Below are 17,251 nucleotides of genomic sequence, written 5' to 3' on the forward strand. Positions count from 1 at the left end.
GGGATCTGACCCCGATCGGCATACCGGTCACTCGCGCTTGCGCGATTCCAGCAGGTCGAGGTTGCGGATCAGCCGCCGTGCGATCTCGTCCGACACCACGCCGCGGCGGGTCAGCCGGAACAGTTCCTCGCGTTCGGCATTGAGGCCGGCGCTGCGCAGCTGGCGGTAGCCCATCTCCATCCGGTTCACCTTCTCCGGGTCCACGTCGGGGTTGTCGCGGTCCAGATGCCGCTGATACAGCAGGCTCACCCGCGATGCGGCGTCGTTGTACAGCTGCACGTTCTCGGTGTTCTGGTTCAGCACCAGCTGCTGGCGCATGCGCTCCACGCCCGCCAACGCGGCCTTCGAGGACAGCTTGCGGGCGAGATCCTCTTCCTTGCGCTCACCCGAATCGGCCGGCAGCTGCAGGCCCTTCAACAGCTGCGGCAGCGCCACGCTGGCGCCGACCAGCGAGCACAGGATCACCGCAGCAGCCAGGAAGATCACCAGGTCGCGTGCCGGGAACGGGCTGCCATCGGGCAGGAACAACGGCAGCGTCAACACGCCGGCCAGGGTGATCGCACCACGCACACCCGCCACCGAGGTGGCCACCACGATGCGCCAGTTCGGTGCCTCGCCACGCTCCAGGCCGCGGCGACGCGCACGCAGCAGGTTCCAGCGCAGCGACAGCCAAACCCACAGCAGGCGCAGCGCGATCAGCGTCGCGTTGATCACCAGCACGTACACCAGCAGCCACCACGCGCTCTGGTGGCCGCTCTCGTTCATGGTGGTGGTGGCGCGTTCGACGATGCCCGGCAGCTGCTCGCCCAGCAGCACGAACATGATGCCGTTGAAGCTGAACTGCAGCATGTTCCAGACGCCGGCGCGCTGCACGCGCATGCTGCCGGAGACACGGCCGGTCATTTCCACGTAGCTCATCGAAATACCCGCTGCGACCGCAGCGAGGATGCCCGAAGCATTGATCTCTTCGGCCAGCAGGTACGCCGCGAACGGGATCAGCAGGTTGACCAGCATCGCCGCGCCCGGCTCTTCGCCGAAACGGCGCCACAGCCAGCGCTGGAACGTGGACACGCCCAGGGTGACCGCCACGCCGACGGCCAGGCCGGCCACCGCCACCCACACGAAGGTCAGCGAGGCGGTCGCCAGCGAGAAGGTACCGGTCATCACCGCCGCTACCGCGAAGCGGAAGCAGACCAGGCCGGAGGCATCGTTGAGCAGTGACTCGCCTTCCAGGATGTGCATCAGGCGCTTGGGAATCGGTGCCTTGGCAGCGATCGCGCCGACCGCCACAGGATCGGTCGGTGACACGATCGCGGCCAGCGCGAAACACACCGCCAGTGGCATCACCGGAATCATCCAGTGGATCAGCAGGCCCGCGCCGATCACGGTGAACACCACCAGCCCGAACGCCAGTTCGAGGATCGCGCCCTTGTCGCGGAACAGGCCCTGCTTGGGAATGCGCCAGCCATCGAGGAACAGCAGTGGCGGCAGGAACAGCAGGAAGAACACTTCCGGTTCCAGTGCATGGCCGCGGTTGAATACCCCGGCGATCACCGCGCCGAGGCCGATCTGCACCAGCGGCAGCGGCAACGAGAATGGCAGGACGCGAACCAGGTAACCGCTGGCGACAACGGCCACCAGCATCGCCAGGACGACTTCGATGGTGTGCATGCTTCTTCCACAGGAGCGGCGCGTGGGGCCGGAAAAACCGGAGTGCGCCGGGGGACGGGAAAAAACTTAACACAGCAGGCCGCCACTGCGGCCAGCCATCTGAATGCGCGTCAGGACCGCGACAGCAAGCGCCGCCCGGTCGAGGCCGGCGTGCTGGCCACGTCGTCATGCAGCACTGCCAACCGGCCCTGCACGCGTCCTTGTGCAGGGCGTTCCAGCCCTGGCAGCAGCGGTGGGGTCATGCCGCGTCCTGAGCGCGGTCCTCACCATCGAAGCGATAGAGGTCCATCGCCAGGAAGCCGGCATCGACACCCGCATCGATGCGCTTGGCACCGAAGCCCCCCTCCCCCGCCGCACCCATCGCAAAGTACAGCGGCAGCAGATGCTCATCGGTGGGATGCGCGCGCTCGGCAAACGGTGCCTGTCGGCGGTAGTCGAACAGGGCATCGCGGTCATTGGCGGCCAGCCGCTGCTCCACCCAGTCGATGAAAGGGCGCACGTAGGGCGCTTGCTTGCCGTCCTGATAGTGGCCCCAATCGTGCAGGTTGTGGGTGATGCTGCCCGAACCGATCAGCAGCACGCCCTGTTCGCGCAGCGGCGCCAGCGCACGGCCCAGCGCGAACTGATGCTGCGGGCCCAGCATCGGCTGGATCGACACCGGCACCACCGGGATGTCGGCCTGCGGGTGCAGCAGGCGCAGCGGCACCCACGCGCCGTGGTCGAGGCCACGTTGCGGATCGAGTGCCACCGGCAGGCCGGCGGCGGCGATGCGGCCCGCCACCTCTTCAGCCAACGCCGGATCACCGGGCGCCGGGTACTGCAGCGCGAACAGTTCGCGTGGGAAGCCGCCGAAATCGTGGAGGGTGGGCGGCTGCGGATGGTTGCCGACCAGCGGCTGCCGGGCCAGCCAATGCGCTGAGGCGATGACGATCGCACGCGGCGTTGGCAGGTCGCGGGCCAGCTCGGCCAGCCGCACGCCGACCTGGCCCGGATGCAGGGCGGTCATCGGCGAGCCGTGGGAGATGTACAGCGAAGGCAGGCGGGACATGATCTTCTCCAATCACAGGAACAGGCAGCGGGCCGGGGGACGTTCAGCGCGAACGCAGGGTCCAGCGACCATCGCCCAGCAGGAACAGCACGACCAGGGCCAGCGCCCAGAACGCCGGGTATTCCCAGCCACCGCCAGCATTGGCGAAGCTGAAACCGTTGGCGCCGTGCACCGTCACGATGGTGCCCAGCAGCAGCGGCACACCGAGCAGGCCGATCCAGCGCGCGTAGATGCCGAGCAGCAGCGCTGCGGAAATCGCCAGTTCAACGGCGATGGTGAGGTAGCCCAACACGCCGGGCAGGCCCAGCGACTCGAAGAAGGCCGCGGTACCTGCCGGAGTGAACACCAGCAGCTTGGTCAGCGCATGGACCAGGAACAACACGCCCAGGGCCAACCGCAGCAGGGTCGCGGCGTACGGGGCGAGCGGGGACAGGCGGGCGGCGGTAGCGTTCATGGGGTACCTCGGCAGGGACAGGGCACAGGTTATTGCGCCCTCCATTGCCGATAAATACGATGGATCGACCGTATTTATTTCAGAAGGCGCAACAATGGACACCCTGGATGCGATGCGCGTGTTCGTCGCGGTGGTCGAACGCAACGGCTTCAGCGCCGCCGCACAGGCGCTGGACATGTCCACGGCCGGTGTCACCCGCCAGGTCGCCGCACTGGAAAAGCGCCTGTCCACCCGCCTGCTCCACCGCACCACCCGCCGGGTCAGCCCGACCAGCGCCGGTGCCGCCTACTACGCGCAGTGCGTGCGCCTGCTGGCCGAGTTCGATGCGCTTGAGGCCAGCATCGGCGCACAGGCGCTGGAGCCGTCCGGCACGCTGCGCATCAACGCACCGGTCAGCTGGGGCATCGCCCGCCTCGGCCCGTTGCTGGCCGGCTACCGCGAACGCTTCCCACAGGTCGAACTGGACCTGGCGCTGTCCGACCGCCTGGTGGACATGGTCGAAGAAGGCTACGACGTGGCCATCCGCATCACCCGCGAACCGGGCCCGAGCCTGATCGCGCGGCGCCTGGGCCAATCTCGGATCAGCCTGTGTGCCGCACCGGCCTACCTGGCCGCACACGGAACGCCGCAGGCCCCCGAGGATCTGCAGACCCACGCCTGCCTCGGCTACAGCTACTGGGCCGCCGGCGACCACTGGCCCCTGCAGGGACCGGGTGGCGAAGTGAAGGTTGCAGTGACCACCATGCTGCGCGCCAACAATGGCGACGTCCTGCGCGAAGCGGCGATTGCCGGCATGGGCGTGATCCTGCAGCCGGACTTCCTGTTGCACGAGGCGCTGGCCGATGGCCGCCTGGTGCGCATCCTGCCCGGATGGGAAGCTGAGCCGATCGGCATCTTCGCCGTCTACACCAGCCGCAGCCATCTCGCCCCCAAGGTGCGCAGCTTCATCGACTACCTGGTGGAAACCGGGGTGTAAGCGTGCGTCCGCCGGGCATGGCCCGGCGCTACCAGAGACGCGCCCATGACACGGTAGCGCCGGGCCATGCCCGGCGAAGCGCGAAGCGCGGCCTAGGCGACAACCTCATCCAGCTGCGCGATGATCTTTTCCAGCGGTGCCGGCCGTCCCAGCAGGTAGCCCTGCACCTGGTCGCAGCCATGTGCGGCCAGCCAGTCCAGCTGCCCCGGCGTTTCCACGCCCTCGGCGATGATCGTCAGCCCCATGCTGTGGCCCAGCGACAGCAGTGCCCGGCAGATCGATGCGTTGCGCGGATTGGTCTCCACGTCGGCCACAAAACTGCGATCGATCTTCAGGACGTCCAGCGGCAGGTGCTGCAGGTAGGACATGCTCGAGTAGCCGGTACCGAAATCGTCCAGCGACACGCGGATGCCCTGCTCGTGCAGGCGCTGCATGGTCTGCATCGCCTGTGCCGGCTTGCGCATCAGGCTGCTCTCGGTCAGTTCCACGTGCAGTGCACCACGGGCCAGGCCGAAATCCTGCTGCGCGCGGGCGAACTCGGCCACCAGATCGCTGTTGAAGAACTGCACCGCCGACACGTTGACTGCGATGGACAGCTCGCCCCACCCCGCTTCGACCAGACGCCGCTGCGCCTGTGCTGCCGCGCGGATCACCCAGCGTCCCAACGCCAGGATCAGGCCGGTGTCCTCGCACAACTGGATGAACTCGCTGGGCGGGATGAAGCTGCCATCGGCCTGCGGCCAGCGCAGCAGCGCCTCCAGCGACGCCGGGCTGCCATCGCTGGCGTGCCGGATCGGCTGGAAGTACAGCTGGAATTCGTTGTCGATGGCCGCGTGGATGCGCCCGGCCAGGCGCAGGCGGTCGGCCAGGCGGATGGTCACCGCCGCATCGAACCAGGCCACCACGTTGCCTTCGGCGCGGGCCGCGTGCGCCGCCTGCGCGGCCATGCCGATCGCCTGTTCGGCACTGTGGCCTGCATCGGCGTCATGTACGGCCACACCAATGCGGGGTTCGAACTGGTGCAGCGAATCCTGGCCGCGCATCGGTGCCGAGACGATCTGCAGCAGATCGTCCAGCACGCGCTGGGTGTTGTGTTCCGGCGCGATCGCCAGCACGAAATCCTCCGCCGGCTGGAACGCCAGCAGGCCGAAGCGCGCGCCCAGCCCGCCCAGGCGCGAGGCCATCGACTGCAGTACCGCATCACCGATCTCGCGACCCAGCGTATCGGCCACCAGCTGCAGCCCGCGCAGCTGCACATAGGCGATGGTGTAGGCGCCGGCCTGCTCGTCCAGCTGTTCGCTCAGTGCGCGCACGTTGAGCAGGCCGGTGGCCGGGTTGTGGCGTGCGTGATAGGCCAGGTCGCGCTCGTAGGCCAGCCGCTCGCTGACATCCTCGGCCAGCACCAGGCACGCGGGCTGGCCATCGAAATCCAGCTGCGACAGGTGCACGCGCACTTCGAAAACCGAGCCATCCTTGCGCTGGTGCAGGCGCACCGCAGCGTCCTGCAGTTCACCACTGCGCACCTGCGCGATCGCGCCCTTGACCTCTTCCCAGCCCTCGCGTGGGCGGATGTCGAGGATGCTCATCGCCAGGAATTCATCGCGGCTGTAGCCGTACTGCTGCACGGCCGCCTCGTTGACCTCGATGAAGCGCAAGGTGTCCGGATCGAACACCCAGAACGGCGCGGGGTTTCGATCGAACAACAGGCGGAAGCGGCGTTCAACCTGGCGCATCTGCTCGCGTGCCTGGTAGCGCTCGCTGAGGTCGGTCAGTGCGCCGATCATGCGCCGCTGCCGATCGACCACCGCTACCCGCTGGCCACGCGCGGCAACCCAGCGCACGGCACCGCCGGGCAGCACCAGGCGGAATTCTTCGTCGAGTACAGCGTTGCCGGCGAAGGCCTGATCGAAGGCCTGCTGCATGCGTGCGCTGTCATCGTGGTGCACGCGGGCGAAGAATTCGGCCACCGGCAGCGCATCGGTCTGCACACCGAAGATCTCGCGCGCCAGCGGTGACCAGCGCAGCAGCGCAGCGTCTTCGTCGACATACCAGGTGCATACGCGGCCCACCTGATGGGCCAGGCGCAGCTCGGCGTGGCCGGTCCGCAGCTCTTCGGCCATCGACTGCTGCCGGTGCGTGCTGCGGCGCACCGCGTACAGCAGCACCAGCAGCAGCGCCACGTAGGCCAGCATGATGGCAATCGCCGCCTGCAGATACGGCCACCACGGCTTCAGCACATCTTCGTTTGCCAGGCCGACCTGCACCGCCAGTGGACTGCGCTCAAGGGTGCTGATGGTGGAGATGCGCGGTATCTGGTCCACCGCGCCGGGAATGCTGCCCAGCTCGACCACTGCCTGCCGGCCCAGCAGCGTGCGTGCCGGCAGCGTGTAACGGCGGCCGACGGTGCCGTGCGGATCGGGGACGCGGGCCAGCATGTAGCCATCGGCGTCGCTGATCGAGGCCAGGCCACTCGGCCCCACATCGAGACCGCCCACGATCCGCTGCAGTTCGCCGCAGCGCAGCCGTGCCAGCAGCCAGCGATCGCCAGCCATCGGCAGCGCCAGCGGCACCACCCAGCCACCGTCGCTGGCACGCTGCGGCGGCCCGATGTACAGCGCACTTCCCTGCCCCCGTCGCTGCGGATCGGTCCACAGTGGCAGCTGCAGGTCGCCCTTGCCGGCGGTCAGGGCGCGGCCATAGGTATCGAGCACGACAATGCTGTGCAGTTCGGCGTGCCGGCGCAGCACGCCGGCTATGGCGGCGTCCAGCAGCGCGGGCGCCTGCGCAGGCACCGTGCGGAACAGCTCGGCCGCATCGGCGGCGATGCCGGCCATCGCCCGTTCCAGGTTGCGCAGCTCCAGTGCCAGCAGGCGCTCGCTGCCTATCGCCAGCGCCCGGCTCTGCCGCTGCGCGGCTTCCAGCCGGCGCTGGTAATCGTTGGCCAGCATCGCGGCCAGGCCTGCCGCCAGCAGCACGCCCAGCACCACGCCGCCCCAGGTAATGGCACGCAACGGCCGGGCCAGCGCGTGTCTCAGCGCCGGCATCGGTCGGTCTTCCCTGTGCAGTCGGCTGGCTTCATGCGCGAACGATTCCTCCACATCCCCGACCTCAACGGCCGGCGGACGCCATTCTTGACGCCTCGACCCGTCCTGCATGCGCCCTCCCCCGGGTGCTGCAGACATCCAGCCCGCAGCATGCACCACGCCGGTGACCGCGTGAAGATCGCTGCGGCGTGTTCAGCCAGATCACGCACAGTGCTGGCCCTGTCGAGCACGTCCAGCCGGCCCGCAGCGGATTAGACTTGGAGTTTTCCGCCGCAAGAGAAGTCCATGTCCAAGCTGCGCCGCCCCACCCTGGCACTGGCCATCGTTGCCAGCCTGTCCCTGGCCGCCTGCGACCGCCCGGCCGATCCGGCCGCCGGCACCGCCGCACCGGCCGAGGCGACACCCGCTGCCGCCAAGCCGATGCTGGGCAGTTTTGGTTTCGATGCCAGTGGCATGGACCGCAGCATCGCCGCCGGTGACGACTTCTTCGGTTTCGCCAACGGCAGCTGGGTGAAGAACACCGAGATTCCGGCCGACCGCTCGCGCTTCGGCAGCTTCAACGTGATTGCCGAGAAGACCCAGGCCGACACCCGCGCGATCCTGGAAGGCGCTGCCGGCAACGCCCAGGCCAGCGGCGAAGACAAGCTGATCGGCGACTACTACGCCGCCTACATGGACGAGGCCGGCATCGAGCAGCGCGGCCTGGCACCGGTGCAGCCGCAGCTGAAGAACATCGATGCGATCGCCGACAAGGCCGGCCTGGCCCGCGCCCTCGGCGGCGACGTGCGCGCCGACGTCGACCTGCTCAATGCCACCAACTTCTACACCGACCGCCTGTTCGGCCTGTGGGTGTCGGTGGACCTGCTGCAGCCGGACCGTACCGCGCCGTACCTGGTGCAGGGCGGCCTGGGCATGCCGGACCGCGATTTCTACCTGGGCGGTGGCCGCATGGCCGAGCTGCGCAAGCAGTACCAGGCCTACATCGCGCAGGTGCTGCAGCTGGCCGGCGTGGCCGACCCGGCCGGCAAGGCGCAGCGCATCCTCGCCCTGGAAACGAAGATCGCCCAGGCGCATGCCACGCAGGAAGAAACCAATGACGTGACCAAGGGCGCCAACCCCTGGACCCAGGCCGACTTCAACGCCAAGGCCCCGGGCATGGACTGGGCCGCGTTCCTGGACGCCGCCAAGCTTGGCCAGCAGCAGGACTTCATCGTGTGGCAGCCCAAGGCCGTGGCCGGCCTGTCCAAGCTGGTGGCCACCGAGCCGCTGGATGCCTGGAAGGACTACATGACCTTCCACGCGCTGGACCGAGCCGCTGCCTACCTGCCGAAGAAGTTCGCCGATGCGCGCTTCGCCTTCCACGGCACCGCGCTGAGCGGTACGCCGCAGCAGAGCGACCGCTGGAAGCGTGCCGTGGATGACGCCAACCATGCCGTCGGCGAGGCCATCGGCAAGCGTTACGTCGAAAAGCACTTCGATGCGAAGACCAAGGAACGTGCCGACGAGATGGCGAAGAACATCATCGCCGCCTTCGCCAAGCGCATCGATGCACTGGCCTGGATGTCACCGCAGACCAAGGCCAGCGCCAAGGCCAAGGTGGCCGGCCTGACCGTGGGCATGGGCTATCCGGACAAGTGGCGCGACTACACCGGCCTGGACATCCGTCGTGATGATCCGCTGGGCAATGCGCAGCGCGCCGAGCTGTTCGAGTACCAGCGCAACATCGCCAAGCTGGGCAAGCCGGTCGACCACAGCGAGTGGGCGATGCTGCCGCAGACCATCAACGCGATGAACGTGCCGCTGGAAAACCGCCTGGTGTTCCCGGCGGCGATCCTGCAGCCGCCGTTCTTCGACGGTGCCGCCGACGACGCAGTGAACTACGGTGCGATCGGCGCGGTGATCGGCCACGAAATCAGCCATGGCTTCGACAACGCGGGTGCGTTGTTCGACGACACCGGCAAGCTGCACAACTGGTGGACGGCCGAAGACCTCAAGCAGTTCAACGCGGCCGGCGATGCACTGGCCGCGCAGTTCAGCAGCTACGAGCCGTTCCCGGGTGTACATGTGAACGGCAAGCTGACGCTGGGCGAGAACATCGCCGATGTCGCCGGCCTGGGTACCGCCTACGACGCCTACCAGCTGTCGCTGCAGGGCAAGCCGGGCCAGACCCTGGAAGGTTTCAGCCCGGACCAGCGCTTCTTCCTCGGCTTCGCCCAGGCCTGGCGCAGCAAGAGCCGCGAGCAGGCGCTGCGCAATTCGCTGCTAACCGACGTGCATGCACCGGGCCAGTTCCGCGCGTTGACGGTGCGCAACATCGACGCCTGGTACCCGGCGTTTGAAGTGAAGGAAGGCCAGAAGCTGTACCTGGCCCCGGACAAGCGGGTCAAGGTGTGGTGATGTAACGCAGACGGGCGCCGAAAGGCGCCCGTTTTATTTCCATGGGTAGACGCCAACCTCGGTTGGCAGTTTTTCGCCATCCACACGTGGCGTGGATCTACTGCCTGCGCATACCAGCCACGACCAACGTCGCCGCTGCCGCAAACCCGGCTGCGACACAGAGATTGGCGCGCAGCCCGATGCCATCCAGCAGCAGCCCCCCACCCCACGCGCCCAGCGCGATGCCGATGTTGAACACGCCCACGTAAAGCGCCGTAGCGATCTCCACGGCCTTGGGGGCCGCCGTCATCATCCACGTCATCAACCCCACCGATACCCCGCCATAGGCCAGGCCCCACAACAGCAACACCACCGCGCCACTGGCCGGCGTGCCGCCGGTCCACAGGAACAACAGCGGTGTCAGCAGCAACCCCAGCGCAATGGCCAGCAGCAACCCGCGCGGACGTCGCGCCGCCAGCAGGCCAACGATGAAGTTGCCGACGATGCCGGCCATGCCATAGGCAAACAGCAGGCCTCCGATCCACGCCGCATCGATGCTCGCCAGCGTGGTCAGCAGCGGCCGCACGTAGGTGAACGCGATGAAGTGCCCCGCCACCAGCAGCAGGGTCAGCAGCAGCCCCTGCTGCAGGCTGCGGTTGCCGAGCTGCTGCACGAACTGGCGCGCGCGCACCGAGCCGTCCACCGGCAACGCTGGCACCACCCACAGGTGCAACAGCAGGACGGCTGCACTGAACGCAGCCATCACCACGAAGGCCCAACGCCATCCCAGCGCCTCGCCAATCAGTGCACCCAGCGGCACGCCCAGCACCGAGGCCGCGGCTACGCCACCGAAGATGATCGAGGTGGCCAGGCCGATGCGCGCTGACGGCACCAGGCGCGCCGCCAGTCCGCCGGCGATGGCCCATATGCCGCCCATGCAGAAGCCCACCAGCATGCGCGCGGCCAGCAACCCTCCGATGCTTGGCGCCAGTGCCGAGGCGACGTTGGCCACCAGCAGCAGGCCGAGCAACGCGCACAGGATGCGGCGACGATCAATGCCACCGGCTGCGATCACCACCAGCGGTGCGAACAGCGCCGCCAGCAGTGCCGGCAAGGAGATCATCAGACCGGCGGTGCCTACGGATGCGCCGAGGCTGTCGGCGATGGGGGTCAGCAGGCCGACCGGCAGCATTTCGGTGGTGACCACGGAGAAGGTAGCGAGGCCGACGGCGGAGGTGGCCCACCACGGATGGCGAGGCACAGGCGACGCTTGCGCGGGCGATGAAGTACTCACGGGACCATCCCAGCAGAGGAGGTGGACGAAGCAGAAGTGCGTAGCGCACCTTGCGCGAGCAGGGCGATCAGCAGCACGACGCTGCCTGCCACCAACGCGACGACGAAGCCGCTGCGCACACCACCGGCATCAACGCTCTGCCCGGACAACGCGGCACCCAGTGCCACGCCGATGTTCAGGCCAGCCAGCAACCAGGTCATGCCCTCGGTGAGGCGCCATTCGGGCACGCGCTGTTCCACCAGCGACATCGCCACGATCATCGTCGGCGCGAAGGACAGCCCAGCCAGCAGCACCACAATGGCCAATGCAGGAAGGGTGCCCACCGACAGCAGCGGCAATGTGGTCAACGCGGTTGCTCCTGCGCCCAGCAGCAACAGGCGCTGCAACGGCACCTGCAGCTTCAGCGCACCAAACAGAAGCCCTGCCACGCAGCTGCCAAGTGCGTACGCCGACAGCACCGCGCTGGCTGCCAGTGGCTGCCCTCGCTGTTCGGCAAAGGCCACGCTGGTGATGTCGACCGTGCCGACAACCACACCCATCGCCAGCATCAGCAATGCGAGCAGGCAGATCTCCGGTTGCCGCAGCAATGAGCGCGAAGGTGCGCCGCCCTCGCAGGCCTGCAGCGGCGGTTCGGTGCCACGCTGCAGTACCAGTAGCGTCATGCCGACGACCAGCAGCAGGGCGGCAGCCAGCACGCCGGCCTGCGGCCATATAGCCACCGACAGCCCGACCGACAACGGCGGACCGGCGATGAAGGTGACCTCATCGAACACCGTCTCCAGCGAATAGGCCGTCTGCAGTTGCGGGCGACCGCGGTGAATCGCGGTCCAGCGCGCCCGCACCATCGCCGACACGCTGGGCATGCAGCCGGCCAGGATCGCCGCGGCGAACAAGGTCCAGTACGGCGCCCGCAGCAGCGTGCATGCCAGCAGGAGCAACAGGCCTGTAGCGCTGGCTGCGGTGGCCCACGGCAGAACCCTGCGCTGCCCATGGCGGTCGACCCAACGCGACACCTGCGGCGACAGCAATGCATAGGTCAGCACGAAGGTGGCCGACACCGCACCGGCCAGCGCATAACTGCCGCGCAGCTGCGACAGCAAGGTGATGAAGCCGATGCCGGTCATCGGCAGGGGCAGGCGTGCCAGCAGCCCGGCCAGGGCAAGGCCGGTGGTGCCTGGGGCTGCGAACAGGTCGCGATACGGGGTGGCCATCGAAATCTCCAGGGCAGACTTGTCTGGCGCACGCGGCGCCACGACAATACATACAGAACGTATGAATATGAGACTACATTCATACGCTCCGTATGTAAATAATCATGCACGTCGTATGTAAGGAGATCCCGATGGTCCGTCGCACCCGCGCCGAGATGGAAGAAACGCGCGCCAATCTGCTGGCCACCGCCCGTCGCGTGTTCAGCGAACAGGGCTATGCCGCCGCCTCGATGGACGACCTGACAGCCCAGGCTGGGCTGACCCGCGGCGCGCTGTATCACCATTTCGGCGACAAGAAGGGTCTGCTGGCGGCGGTGGTCGTCCAGCTTGACGATGAGATGGACGCGCGCCTGCAGGCGATCAGCGATGGTACCGCCGACACCTGGGACGGCTTCGTGCGGCGCTGTAGTGCCTACCTGGAGATGGCGCTGGAACCAGAGATCCAGCGCATCGTGCTGCGCGATGCACGTGCGGTGCTCGGTGGCGCATCGCCGGAATCGCAGCGGAACTGCGTGCACTCGATGCAACGCCTGATCGAACAGTTGATCGCGCAAGGCCTGGTCGCGCCGGTGGACGCGCAGGCGCTGGCATCGCTGATCTACGGCAGCCTGGCCGAGGCCGCGTTCTGGATAGCCGAAGGTGAAGATGGCGATGCGCGCCTTCGCCAAGCAACGGCGGCACTGGAGATGCTGTTGCGTGGGCTGAAGTCGACCACGTAAAGCCAATCCACGCATGGCGTGGATCTACCGTGTGCCATCCGCGAATGGCGTGGACGAGGCTGGGCGCCAAAGCGTGCGGTCCCAGGTCCACATCCACCACAGCCGGCCAGCGTGCCGAAGGTCGGCGTTTACCGGGGCAATGCCGGCCACTCGCGCAACGATTCCACCGGCACACCCACGCGGGCGCAGGCGCGGCTCGCCAGGCCGTCGGGCAGCGCGCGGCGGAACAGCGGCGCCATGCCCTGCATCAGCTTCGCCGAAGCTGCGGCCTGCGCACGCTGGCGCGTGCTGCGCTCGAGCATGCCCTCGGCCCAGTCCGGCAGCAGCGCGGCACCGGCACCGAGGAAGATCTCGCGCGACAGGCCGGGCACCGGCACCGGCAGGCGCACGCCGGACAGCACCTGCAGCACTTCGCGGGAGCGTTCGTCCACCACCAGCTCCGGCTGCCGTGCACAGAAATACGCATCCACTTCCGCTGCACTGCGTGGTACGTCCACCGCGCCCAGCGCTTCGGCCACGCAGCGGTACTCGTCGTAATAGCGGTCGGCGATCGCGGCAGGCACCTCGCGCCCGTAGCGGCGATAGCCCTGCAGGAAGCCGTAGGCCTCGGTCACGTGCACCCACGTCAGCAGGTGCGGATCGTCGGCGGCATACGGCTCACCCTGCGCGGTACGCCCGCGGACCTGCGCGTGGATGTGCCGCACCTTGGCCACCAGCGCTTCCACCTCGCGCGCCGGCGCGTAGCTGGTGCCGGCCACGAAGGCAGTGGTACGGCGCAGGCGGCCGACCAGGTCCTGGCGGAAATTGGAATGATCGTAGACACCGGCCAGCGCGCGCGGATGCAGCGTCTGCAGCATCAGCGCACACAGACCGCCGGCCAGCATCGAGGGCAGCTCTGCGTGCATCCGCCAGGTCACGCTGTCCGGCCCGAACCAGCCGGGATCGCCCAGTGGATGGTCGTAGTCGATGCCGCTCTGGCCACGCGGAAACGCATCCAGGACCCAGCGCCGGATCGGCGCGGTGACGGGGCGGGAAAGACGGTGCAGCAACGGCGGCATCACGGGTCCAGATCGGCGGAGGGACGGACCACGTCCTGCGCGGTCCACCCCGATTCTGGTCGATCACGACCGGCACAGCGAGCCCATCCGCTTAGCGTCGGTTTCATGTGCGCGCGCAGCACATTTCACCCTGCGACATCTTGTCGCAGGCCACGCGAGCAATGCTGCGTCGCAACAATATTCACCTGTTCAGACAGAACCCTTGTGCCGCGTGGCCTTGAGGCCATTGCACCGCTCGCTGGAAGTGCTAGAACTGAACCCGCCACACCGTCCACTGCAGATCGCCGCACGTTCCACAAGGAGCCAGCCATGATTGCTTTGTTCAAGGGTTTGGGATTACTGCTTCGCGACAACGAGCTCTACAGCAGCCCGTTCGAAAAACAGGTCGCGCACTGGCGCAGCCTCAGCGAACAGCAGATCCGCGATGAAGTGGCGGTGCTGGCCCAGGCCAAGTGCCAATGGCTGATCACTTCGATCGTCGGATGGCAGGCGGCTTCGCTGCTGATCCTCGGCCTGATCACCAATTACCTGTGGCGCGACGATTACCACATCACCTTCACCCGCGTGGTCGTGGTGTTCGGCTCGTGGATCTCGATCCTGTTCGTGATCTGGTTCATGGCCAACATGTTCGACCGCACAGCGGGCTTCGAACGCTGGATGAAGGCCTTCAACAGCCGCGCGCGCATCACCTCCAAGGCCGACAGCGTCGAGCACGTGGCCGAAGCGCTGGACCTGGCTGAACACTATCCGGAAGTGCTGGACTACAAGCAGGCGGTCACCGCCAAGCGCGAGCTGCGCCACGAGGACATCCGCATCATGACCGAGATCGGGCGCATGAAGCAGCACTCCGAACTGGTGGGTCGCCTGAATCATGTCGGTGAAACCGAACACCATCACGACATGACGCTGCAGCCGGCTTACTGAGCCGAACGCAATCCGGGGGGAGCCACAATGCCACCGTGCTCAGTCACGGTGGCATTGTTCTTTCTGCACGTCGCTGACGCACTGGCGGAAGTCCTTCGGCAGGCCACTGACCTGCTCGGTCTTGCCTGCGGCCACCGCGAACCGGCGCAGCGGCGGCGTCGCGCAAGCGGTGTCGGTGCTGCAGCCCGGCGCCAGCACCAGGTAATGGCATTGGCCACTGCTGCTGGCGATGCATTCGAAACGCGCCACGCCATCGACCACCGTGCTCTTGCTGTACAGCGTGTCCACGCCATTGGCATTGGTGCGGGTGATCGACGTGTTGCTGGACTTTTCGCAGCCGGCGATGGCCAGCACGGCGACACCTACAAGCAGGATACGGCGCATGTTCGTTCCTCGGTGGATGGCAATGGCTGCGGCTACATGCCGCGGAACAGGCTCATGAACGGCTGGCTGACCACCAGGGTTTCGGCACGCTGGCGCAGGCGCAGCACGCCACGGCCGGTATCGTCGCGGCTGACGGCTGCCACCGCCTTCATGTTGACGATGGTGGAGCGATGTACCTGGCGGAAGTGCAGCGGATCGAGCACTTCCAGCAGCTCGCGCAGCGGTGTGCGCAGCAGGCTTTCGCCGGCGGCAGTGACCACCGTGGTGTACTTGTTGTCAGCGCGGAAATAGATCACATCGTCGAGCATGATCAGCTGCGTATCGCGGCCATTGCTGGCGGTGATCCAGGCCAAGGGCGGCCGGTCGTTGGCGGCCGGGCCTGCACCCAGGCGCTGCAGCAGGCGCTCCAGCACCGCATCGTCCTGGCGCGTGGATGGCAGCCGCGAAAGAATGCGGTCGCGCGTGGCCAGCAGCCGTTCGTCACTGACCGGCTTGAGCAGGTAATCCATCGCGCCCTGCTCGAAGGCATCGATGGCGTACTGGTCGTAGGCGGTGACGAACACCACCTGCGTGCGCGGGCTCAGTTCGGCCAATGACCGCGCCACTTCGATGCCGCTGATGCCGGGCATGCGGATGTCGAGGAAGGCGATGTCCGGCTGCTTCTCGGCCAGCTGTTCCAGCGCACTGGCACCGTCCTCGCATTCGGCCACCAGCTTCAGCTCCGGCCACAGCCGCCCGAGCTGCTCGACCAGCGAGTGCCGCAGCAGCTCCTCGTCTTCGGCAATCAGCGCTTCAAGCGGCATGGCTGGGCTCCTTGGCCAACTGCGGCAGGGTCATGGTAGCGGCTACACCACTGGGGAAATTGGCCACGATCGCCACTCCGGCCTGCTCGCCGCAGGTCAGCCGCAGGCGCTCGCGCAGGTTCTTCAGGCCGATGCCGGTGCCGCTGGTGCCCTGTCCGAAACCGAGCCCATCGTCGGCGACCGTCACGGTGACATGGTCATCGAAACCACGCGCGAGAATCCAGATCGTGCCGCCGCCGGGCTTGGGCTCCAGGCCGTGCTTGATCGCATTCTCGACCAGGGTCTGCAGCGCCATCGCCGGCATCTTCACTTCGTGCAGCTCGGTGGGCACCTGCACTTCCACCGCCAGCCGTGCGCCCATGCGGATACGCAGGATTTCCAGATAGGCGCGGGTGCGTTCCAGCTCCACGCCCAGCGTGGAAACCGATTCGTCCACCTGCGGCAGCGAACTGCGCAGGTACTGGATCAGGTGGCCGAGCATCTGCTCGGCGCGCGCCGGGTCGGTGCGGGTCAGCACCTGCGCATTGGCCAGCGAGTTGTACAGGAAGTGCGGCTCGACCTGCGCGTGCAGCAGGTTCAAGCGCGCGACCGACAGTTCCTTTTCCACCTGGGTCTGTTCGGCAGCGGCCTGCTCGTCGCGGCGCTGGTCAGCCACGCGGCGGCTGATCGCACGGGTCACCGCTTCGGCGTTCTCATAGTTGCTGCCTTCATCCAGTGCCAGCAGATCGGCCCACCAGCCGGCGTCCGGTTCGAACAGCAGCGTCACCGTGCTGGTGCCCTGCCCCGGCGTTACCGTGGCCAGCACGCTGTTGCGTTTGATCGCCAGCCGCGCCGGCAGGTTCCAGCGCGACGGTTGCCGGCCGTTCCACAGATCGACGCGCCGCACATAGGCACGCACCTGCAGACTGCCGGCAGAGCTCTCCACCTCTTCCACCCGCGGCAGTTCGCCGACGGCAGCCTCGACCACTGCGAAGGCCTGGCCGGCATCCATCGGCAGTTCGATCTGCCGGCGCTGGCGGCCCGACAACGTGGCGCCATCGAGGCGACCGGCCACCAGCCAGACCCGGCGCACGTGGGTGATCGCGCTGCCCAGCGCGGAGATCATCAGGAACATCACCAGCAGCCCGAACACCCAGCCTGGGCCGTCGTTCATGCCGCTGAAGATGCCACTCCAGACCATGCCGGCAACGAACAGCGCCGCGGCCCAGGCCAGCAGATGACGGATGATGAGGGAGAAGCTGGCGATCACGGCGGCGCCTTGGTGGAAGGGGTGAGCCGAGCATAGAGCG

Annotated in this window: 15 protein-coding genes; 4 read left to right on the forward strand and 11 right to left on the reverse strand. The window is 67.4% G+C overall.

Features of this window, described 5'->3' with window-relative positions:
• Nucleotides 1-27: 27 nt before the first annotated feature.
• The 4 genes from M2299_RS17455 to M2299_RS17470 form a co-directional block, all read right to left on the reverse strand.
• Complete coding sequence (locus M2299_RS17455) at nt 28-1,671, reverse strand: Na+/H+ antiporter (protein WP_025878400.1); 1,644 nt, start codon at nt 1,669-1,671, stop codon at nt 28-30.
• Nucleotides 1,672-1,781: 110 nt separating this feature from the next.
• Nucleotides 1,782-1,913 (reverse strand): hypothetical protein, encoded by a 132-nt coding sequence (locus M2299_RS17460; RefSeq protein ID WP_263291268.1) that lies wholly within the window; start codon nt 1,911-1,913, stop codon nt 1,782-1,784.
• On the reverse strand, nt 1,910-2,719 hold the full coding sequence (locus M2299_RS17465) for a class III extradiol ring-cleavage dioxygenase (protein WP_105163356.1): 810 nt from the start codon (nt 2,717-2,719) through the stop codon (nt 1,910-1,912). The genes M2299_RS17460 and M2299_RS17465 overlap by 4 nt, the downstream gene beginning before the upstream one ends.
• 43 nt (nt 2,720-2,762) lie before the next feature.
• Nucleotides 2,763-3,173 (reverse strand): DoxX family protein, encoded by a 411-nt coding sequence (locus tag M2299_RS17470; RefSeq protein ID WP_280884747.1) that lies wholly within the window; start codon nt 3,171-3,173, stop codon nt 2,763-2,765.
• A gap of 94 nt (nt 3,174-3,267) precedes the next feature.
• Here M2299_RS17470 and M2299_RS17475 point away from each other — a divergent pair, with 94 nt between their 5' ends.
• Nucleotides 3,268-4,149, forward strand: coding sequence for a LysR family transcriptional regulator (locus M2299_RS17475; protein WP_223484559.1), 882 nt, complete (start codon nt 3,268-3,270; stop codon nt 4,147-4,149).
• 92 nt (nt 4,150-4,241) lie between these two features.
• On the opposite strand, the gene M2299_RS17480 is transcribed toward M2299_RS17475, so the two are convergent.
• Complete coding sequence (locus M2299_RS17480) at nt 4,242-7,304, reverse strand: EAL domain-containing protein (protein WP_099782670.1); 3,063 nt, start codon at nt 7,302-7,304, stop codon at nt 4,242-4,244.
• Nucleotides 7,305-7,478: 174 nt separating this feature from the next.
• On the opposite strand from M2299_RS17480, the gene M2299_RS17485 reads away from it, so the two are divergent.
• Nucleotides 7,479-9,590, forward strand: coding sequence for a M13 family metallopeptidase (locus tag M2299_RS17485; RefSeq protein ID WP_099782668.1), 2,112 nt, complete (start codon nt 7,479-7,481; stop codon nt 9,588-9,590).
• Nucleotides 9,591-9,687: 97 nt separating this feature from the next.
• Here the strand turns inward: M2299_RS17485 and M2299_RS17490 are convergent, their stop codons facing one another.
• Together M2299_RS17490 and M2299_RS17495 are read right to left on the reverse strand one after the other, a co-directional pair.
• Nucleotides 9,688-10,863, reverse strand: a complete 1,176-nt coding sequence (locus M2299_RS17490; RefSeq protein WP_280884748.1) for an MFS transporter — start codon at nt 10,861-10,863, stop codon at nt 9,688-9,690.
• On the reverse strand, nt 10,860-12,074 hold the full coding sequence (locus M2299_RS17495; protein WP_280884749.1) for an MFS transporter: 1,215 nt from the start codon (nt 12,072-12,074) through the stop codon (nt 10,860-10,862). The genes M2299_RS17490 and M2299_RS17495 overlap by 4 nt, the downstream gene beginning before the upstream one ends.
• A gap of 131 nt (nt 12,075-12,205) precedes the next feature.
• On the opposite strand from M2299_RS17495, the gene M2299_RS17500 reads away from it, so the two are divergent.
• Nucleotides 12,206-12,793: a TetR/AcrR family transcriptional regulator gene (locus tag M2299_RS17500; RefSeq protein ID WP_099841827.1), complete on the forward strand. Its 588-nt coding sequence runs from the start codon at nt 12,206-12,208 to the stop codon at nt 12,791-12,793.
• 128 nt (nt 12,794-12,921) lie between these two features.
• Here M2299_RS17500 and M2299_RS17505 read toward each other — a convergent pair whose 3' ends face one another.
• Nucleotides 12,922-13,851 carry an oxygenase MpaB family protein gene (locus M2299_RS17505; protein ID WP_280884750.1) on the reverse strand — a complete coding sequence of 310 codons (930 nt, stop codon included), beginning with the start codon at nt 13,849-13,851 and terminating at the stop codon, nt 12,922-12,924.
• Nucleotides 13,852-14,160: 309 nt separating this feature from the next.
• On the opposite strand from M2299_RS17505, the gene M2299_RS17510 reads away from it, so the two are divergent.
• A complete protein-coding gene (locus M2299_RS17510) occupies nt 14,161-14,775 on the forward strand; it encodes a hypothetical protein (protein WP_025878393.1) in 615 nt (204 codons plus the stop codon).
• Between the two features lie 39 nt (nt 14,776-14,814).
• Here M2299_RS17510 and M2299_RS17515 read toward each other — a convergent pair whose 3' ends face one another.
• From M2299_RS17515 to M2299_RS17525, 3 genes are read right to left on the reverse strand one after another with little or no spacing between them, the layout of a single operon-like run.
• Nucleotides 14,815-15,159: a hypothetical protein gene (locus M2299_RS17515; protein ID WP_088099863.1), complete on the reverse strand. Its 345-nt coding sequence runs from the start codon at nt 15,157-15,159 to the stop codon at nt 14,815-14,817.
• 32 nt (nt 15,160-15,191) lie between these two features.
• Nucleotides 15,192-15,962 carry a LytTR family DNA-binding domain-containing protein gene (locus M2299_RS17520; protein ID WP_033830239.1) on the reverse strand — a complete coding sequence of 257 codons (771 nt, stop codon included), beginning with the start codon at nt 15,960-15,962 and terminating at the stop codon, nt 15,192-15,194.
• Entirely contained in the window at nt 15,952-17,211 is a 1,260-nt protein-coding gene (locus M2299_RS17525; protein WP_025878390.1) for a histidine kinase, read from the reverse strand. The genes M2299_RS17520 and M2299_RS17525 overlap by 11 nt, the downstream gene beginning before the upstream one ends.
• Nucleotides 17,212-17,251: the final 40 nt, after the last annotated feature.

It is taken from the genome of Stenotrophomonas sp. 1278 (assembly GCF_029892765.1).
GTDB lineage: Bacteria > Pseudomonadota > Gammaproteobacteria > Xanthomonadales > Xanthomonadaceae > Stenotrophomonas > Stenotrophomonas indicatrix.

Bases quoted from the DNA above. Each gene is read 5' to 3' on its own strand.
- M2299_RS17510 (WP_025878393.1), top strand. From the start codon at position 14,161: ATGATTGCTTTGTTCAAGGGTTTGGGATTACTGCTTCGCGACAACGAG.
- M2299_RS17480 (WP_099782670.1), bottom strand. From the start codon at position 7,304: ATGCAGGACGGGTCGAGGCGTCAAGAATGGCGTCCGCCGGCCGTTGAG.
- M2299_RS17485 (WP_099782668.1), top strand. From the start codon at position 7,479: ATGTCCAAGCTGCGCCGCCCCACCCTGGCACTGGCCATCGTTGCCAGC.
- M2299_RS17520 (WP_033830239.1), bottom strand. From the start codon at position 15,962: ATGCCGCTTGAAGCGCTGATTGCCGAAGACGAGGAGCTGCTGCGGCAC.
- M2299_RS17465 (WP_105163356.1), bottom strand. From the start codon at position 2,719: ATGTCCCGCCTGCCTTCGCTGTACATCTCCCACGGCTCGCCGATGACC.
- M2299_RS17470 (WP_280884747.1), bottom strand. From the start codon at position 3,173: ATGAACGCTACCGCCGCCCGCCTGTCCCCGCTCGCCCCGTACGCCGCG.
- M2299_RS17460 (WP_263291268.1), bottom strand. From the start codon at position 1,913: ATGACCCCACCGCTGCTGCCAGGGCTGGAACGCCCTGCACAAGGACGC.
- M2299_RS17475 (WP_223484559.1), top strand. From the start codon at position 3,268: ATGGACACCCTGGATGCGATGCGCGTGTTCGTCGCGGTGGTCGAACGC.
- M2299_RS17455 (WP_025878400.1), bottom strand. From the start codon at position 1,671: ATGCACACCATCGAAGTCGTCCTGGCGATGCTGGTGGCCGTTGTCGCC.
- M2299_RS17500 (WP_099841827.1), top strand. From the start codon at position 12,206: ATGGTCCGTCGCACCCGCGCCGAGATGGAAGAAACGCGCGCCAATCTG.
- M2299_RS17515 (WP_088099863.1), bottom strand. From the start codon at position 15,159: ATGCGCCGTATCCTGCTTGTAGGTGTCGCCGTGCTGGCCATCGCCGGC.
- M2299_RS17495 (WP_280884749.1), bottom strand. From the start codon at position 12,074: ATGGCCACCCCGTATCGCGACCTGTTCGCAGCCCCAGGCACCACCGGC.
- M2299_RS17505 (WP_280884750.1), bottom strand. From the start codon at position 13,851: ATGCCGCCGTTGCTGCACCGTCTTTCCCGCCCCGTCACCGCGCCGATC.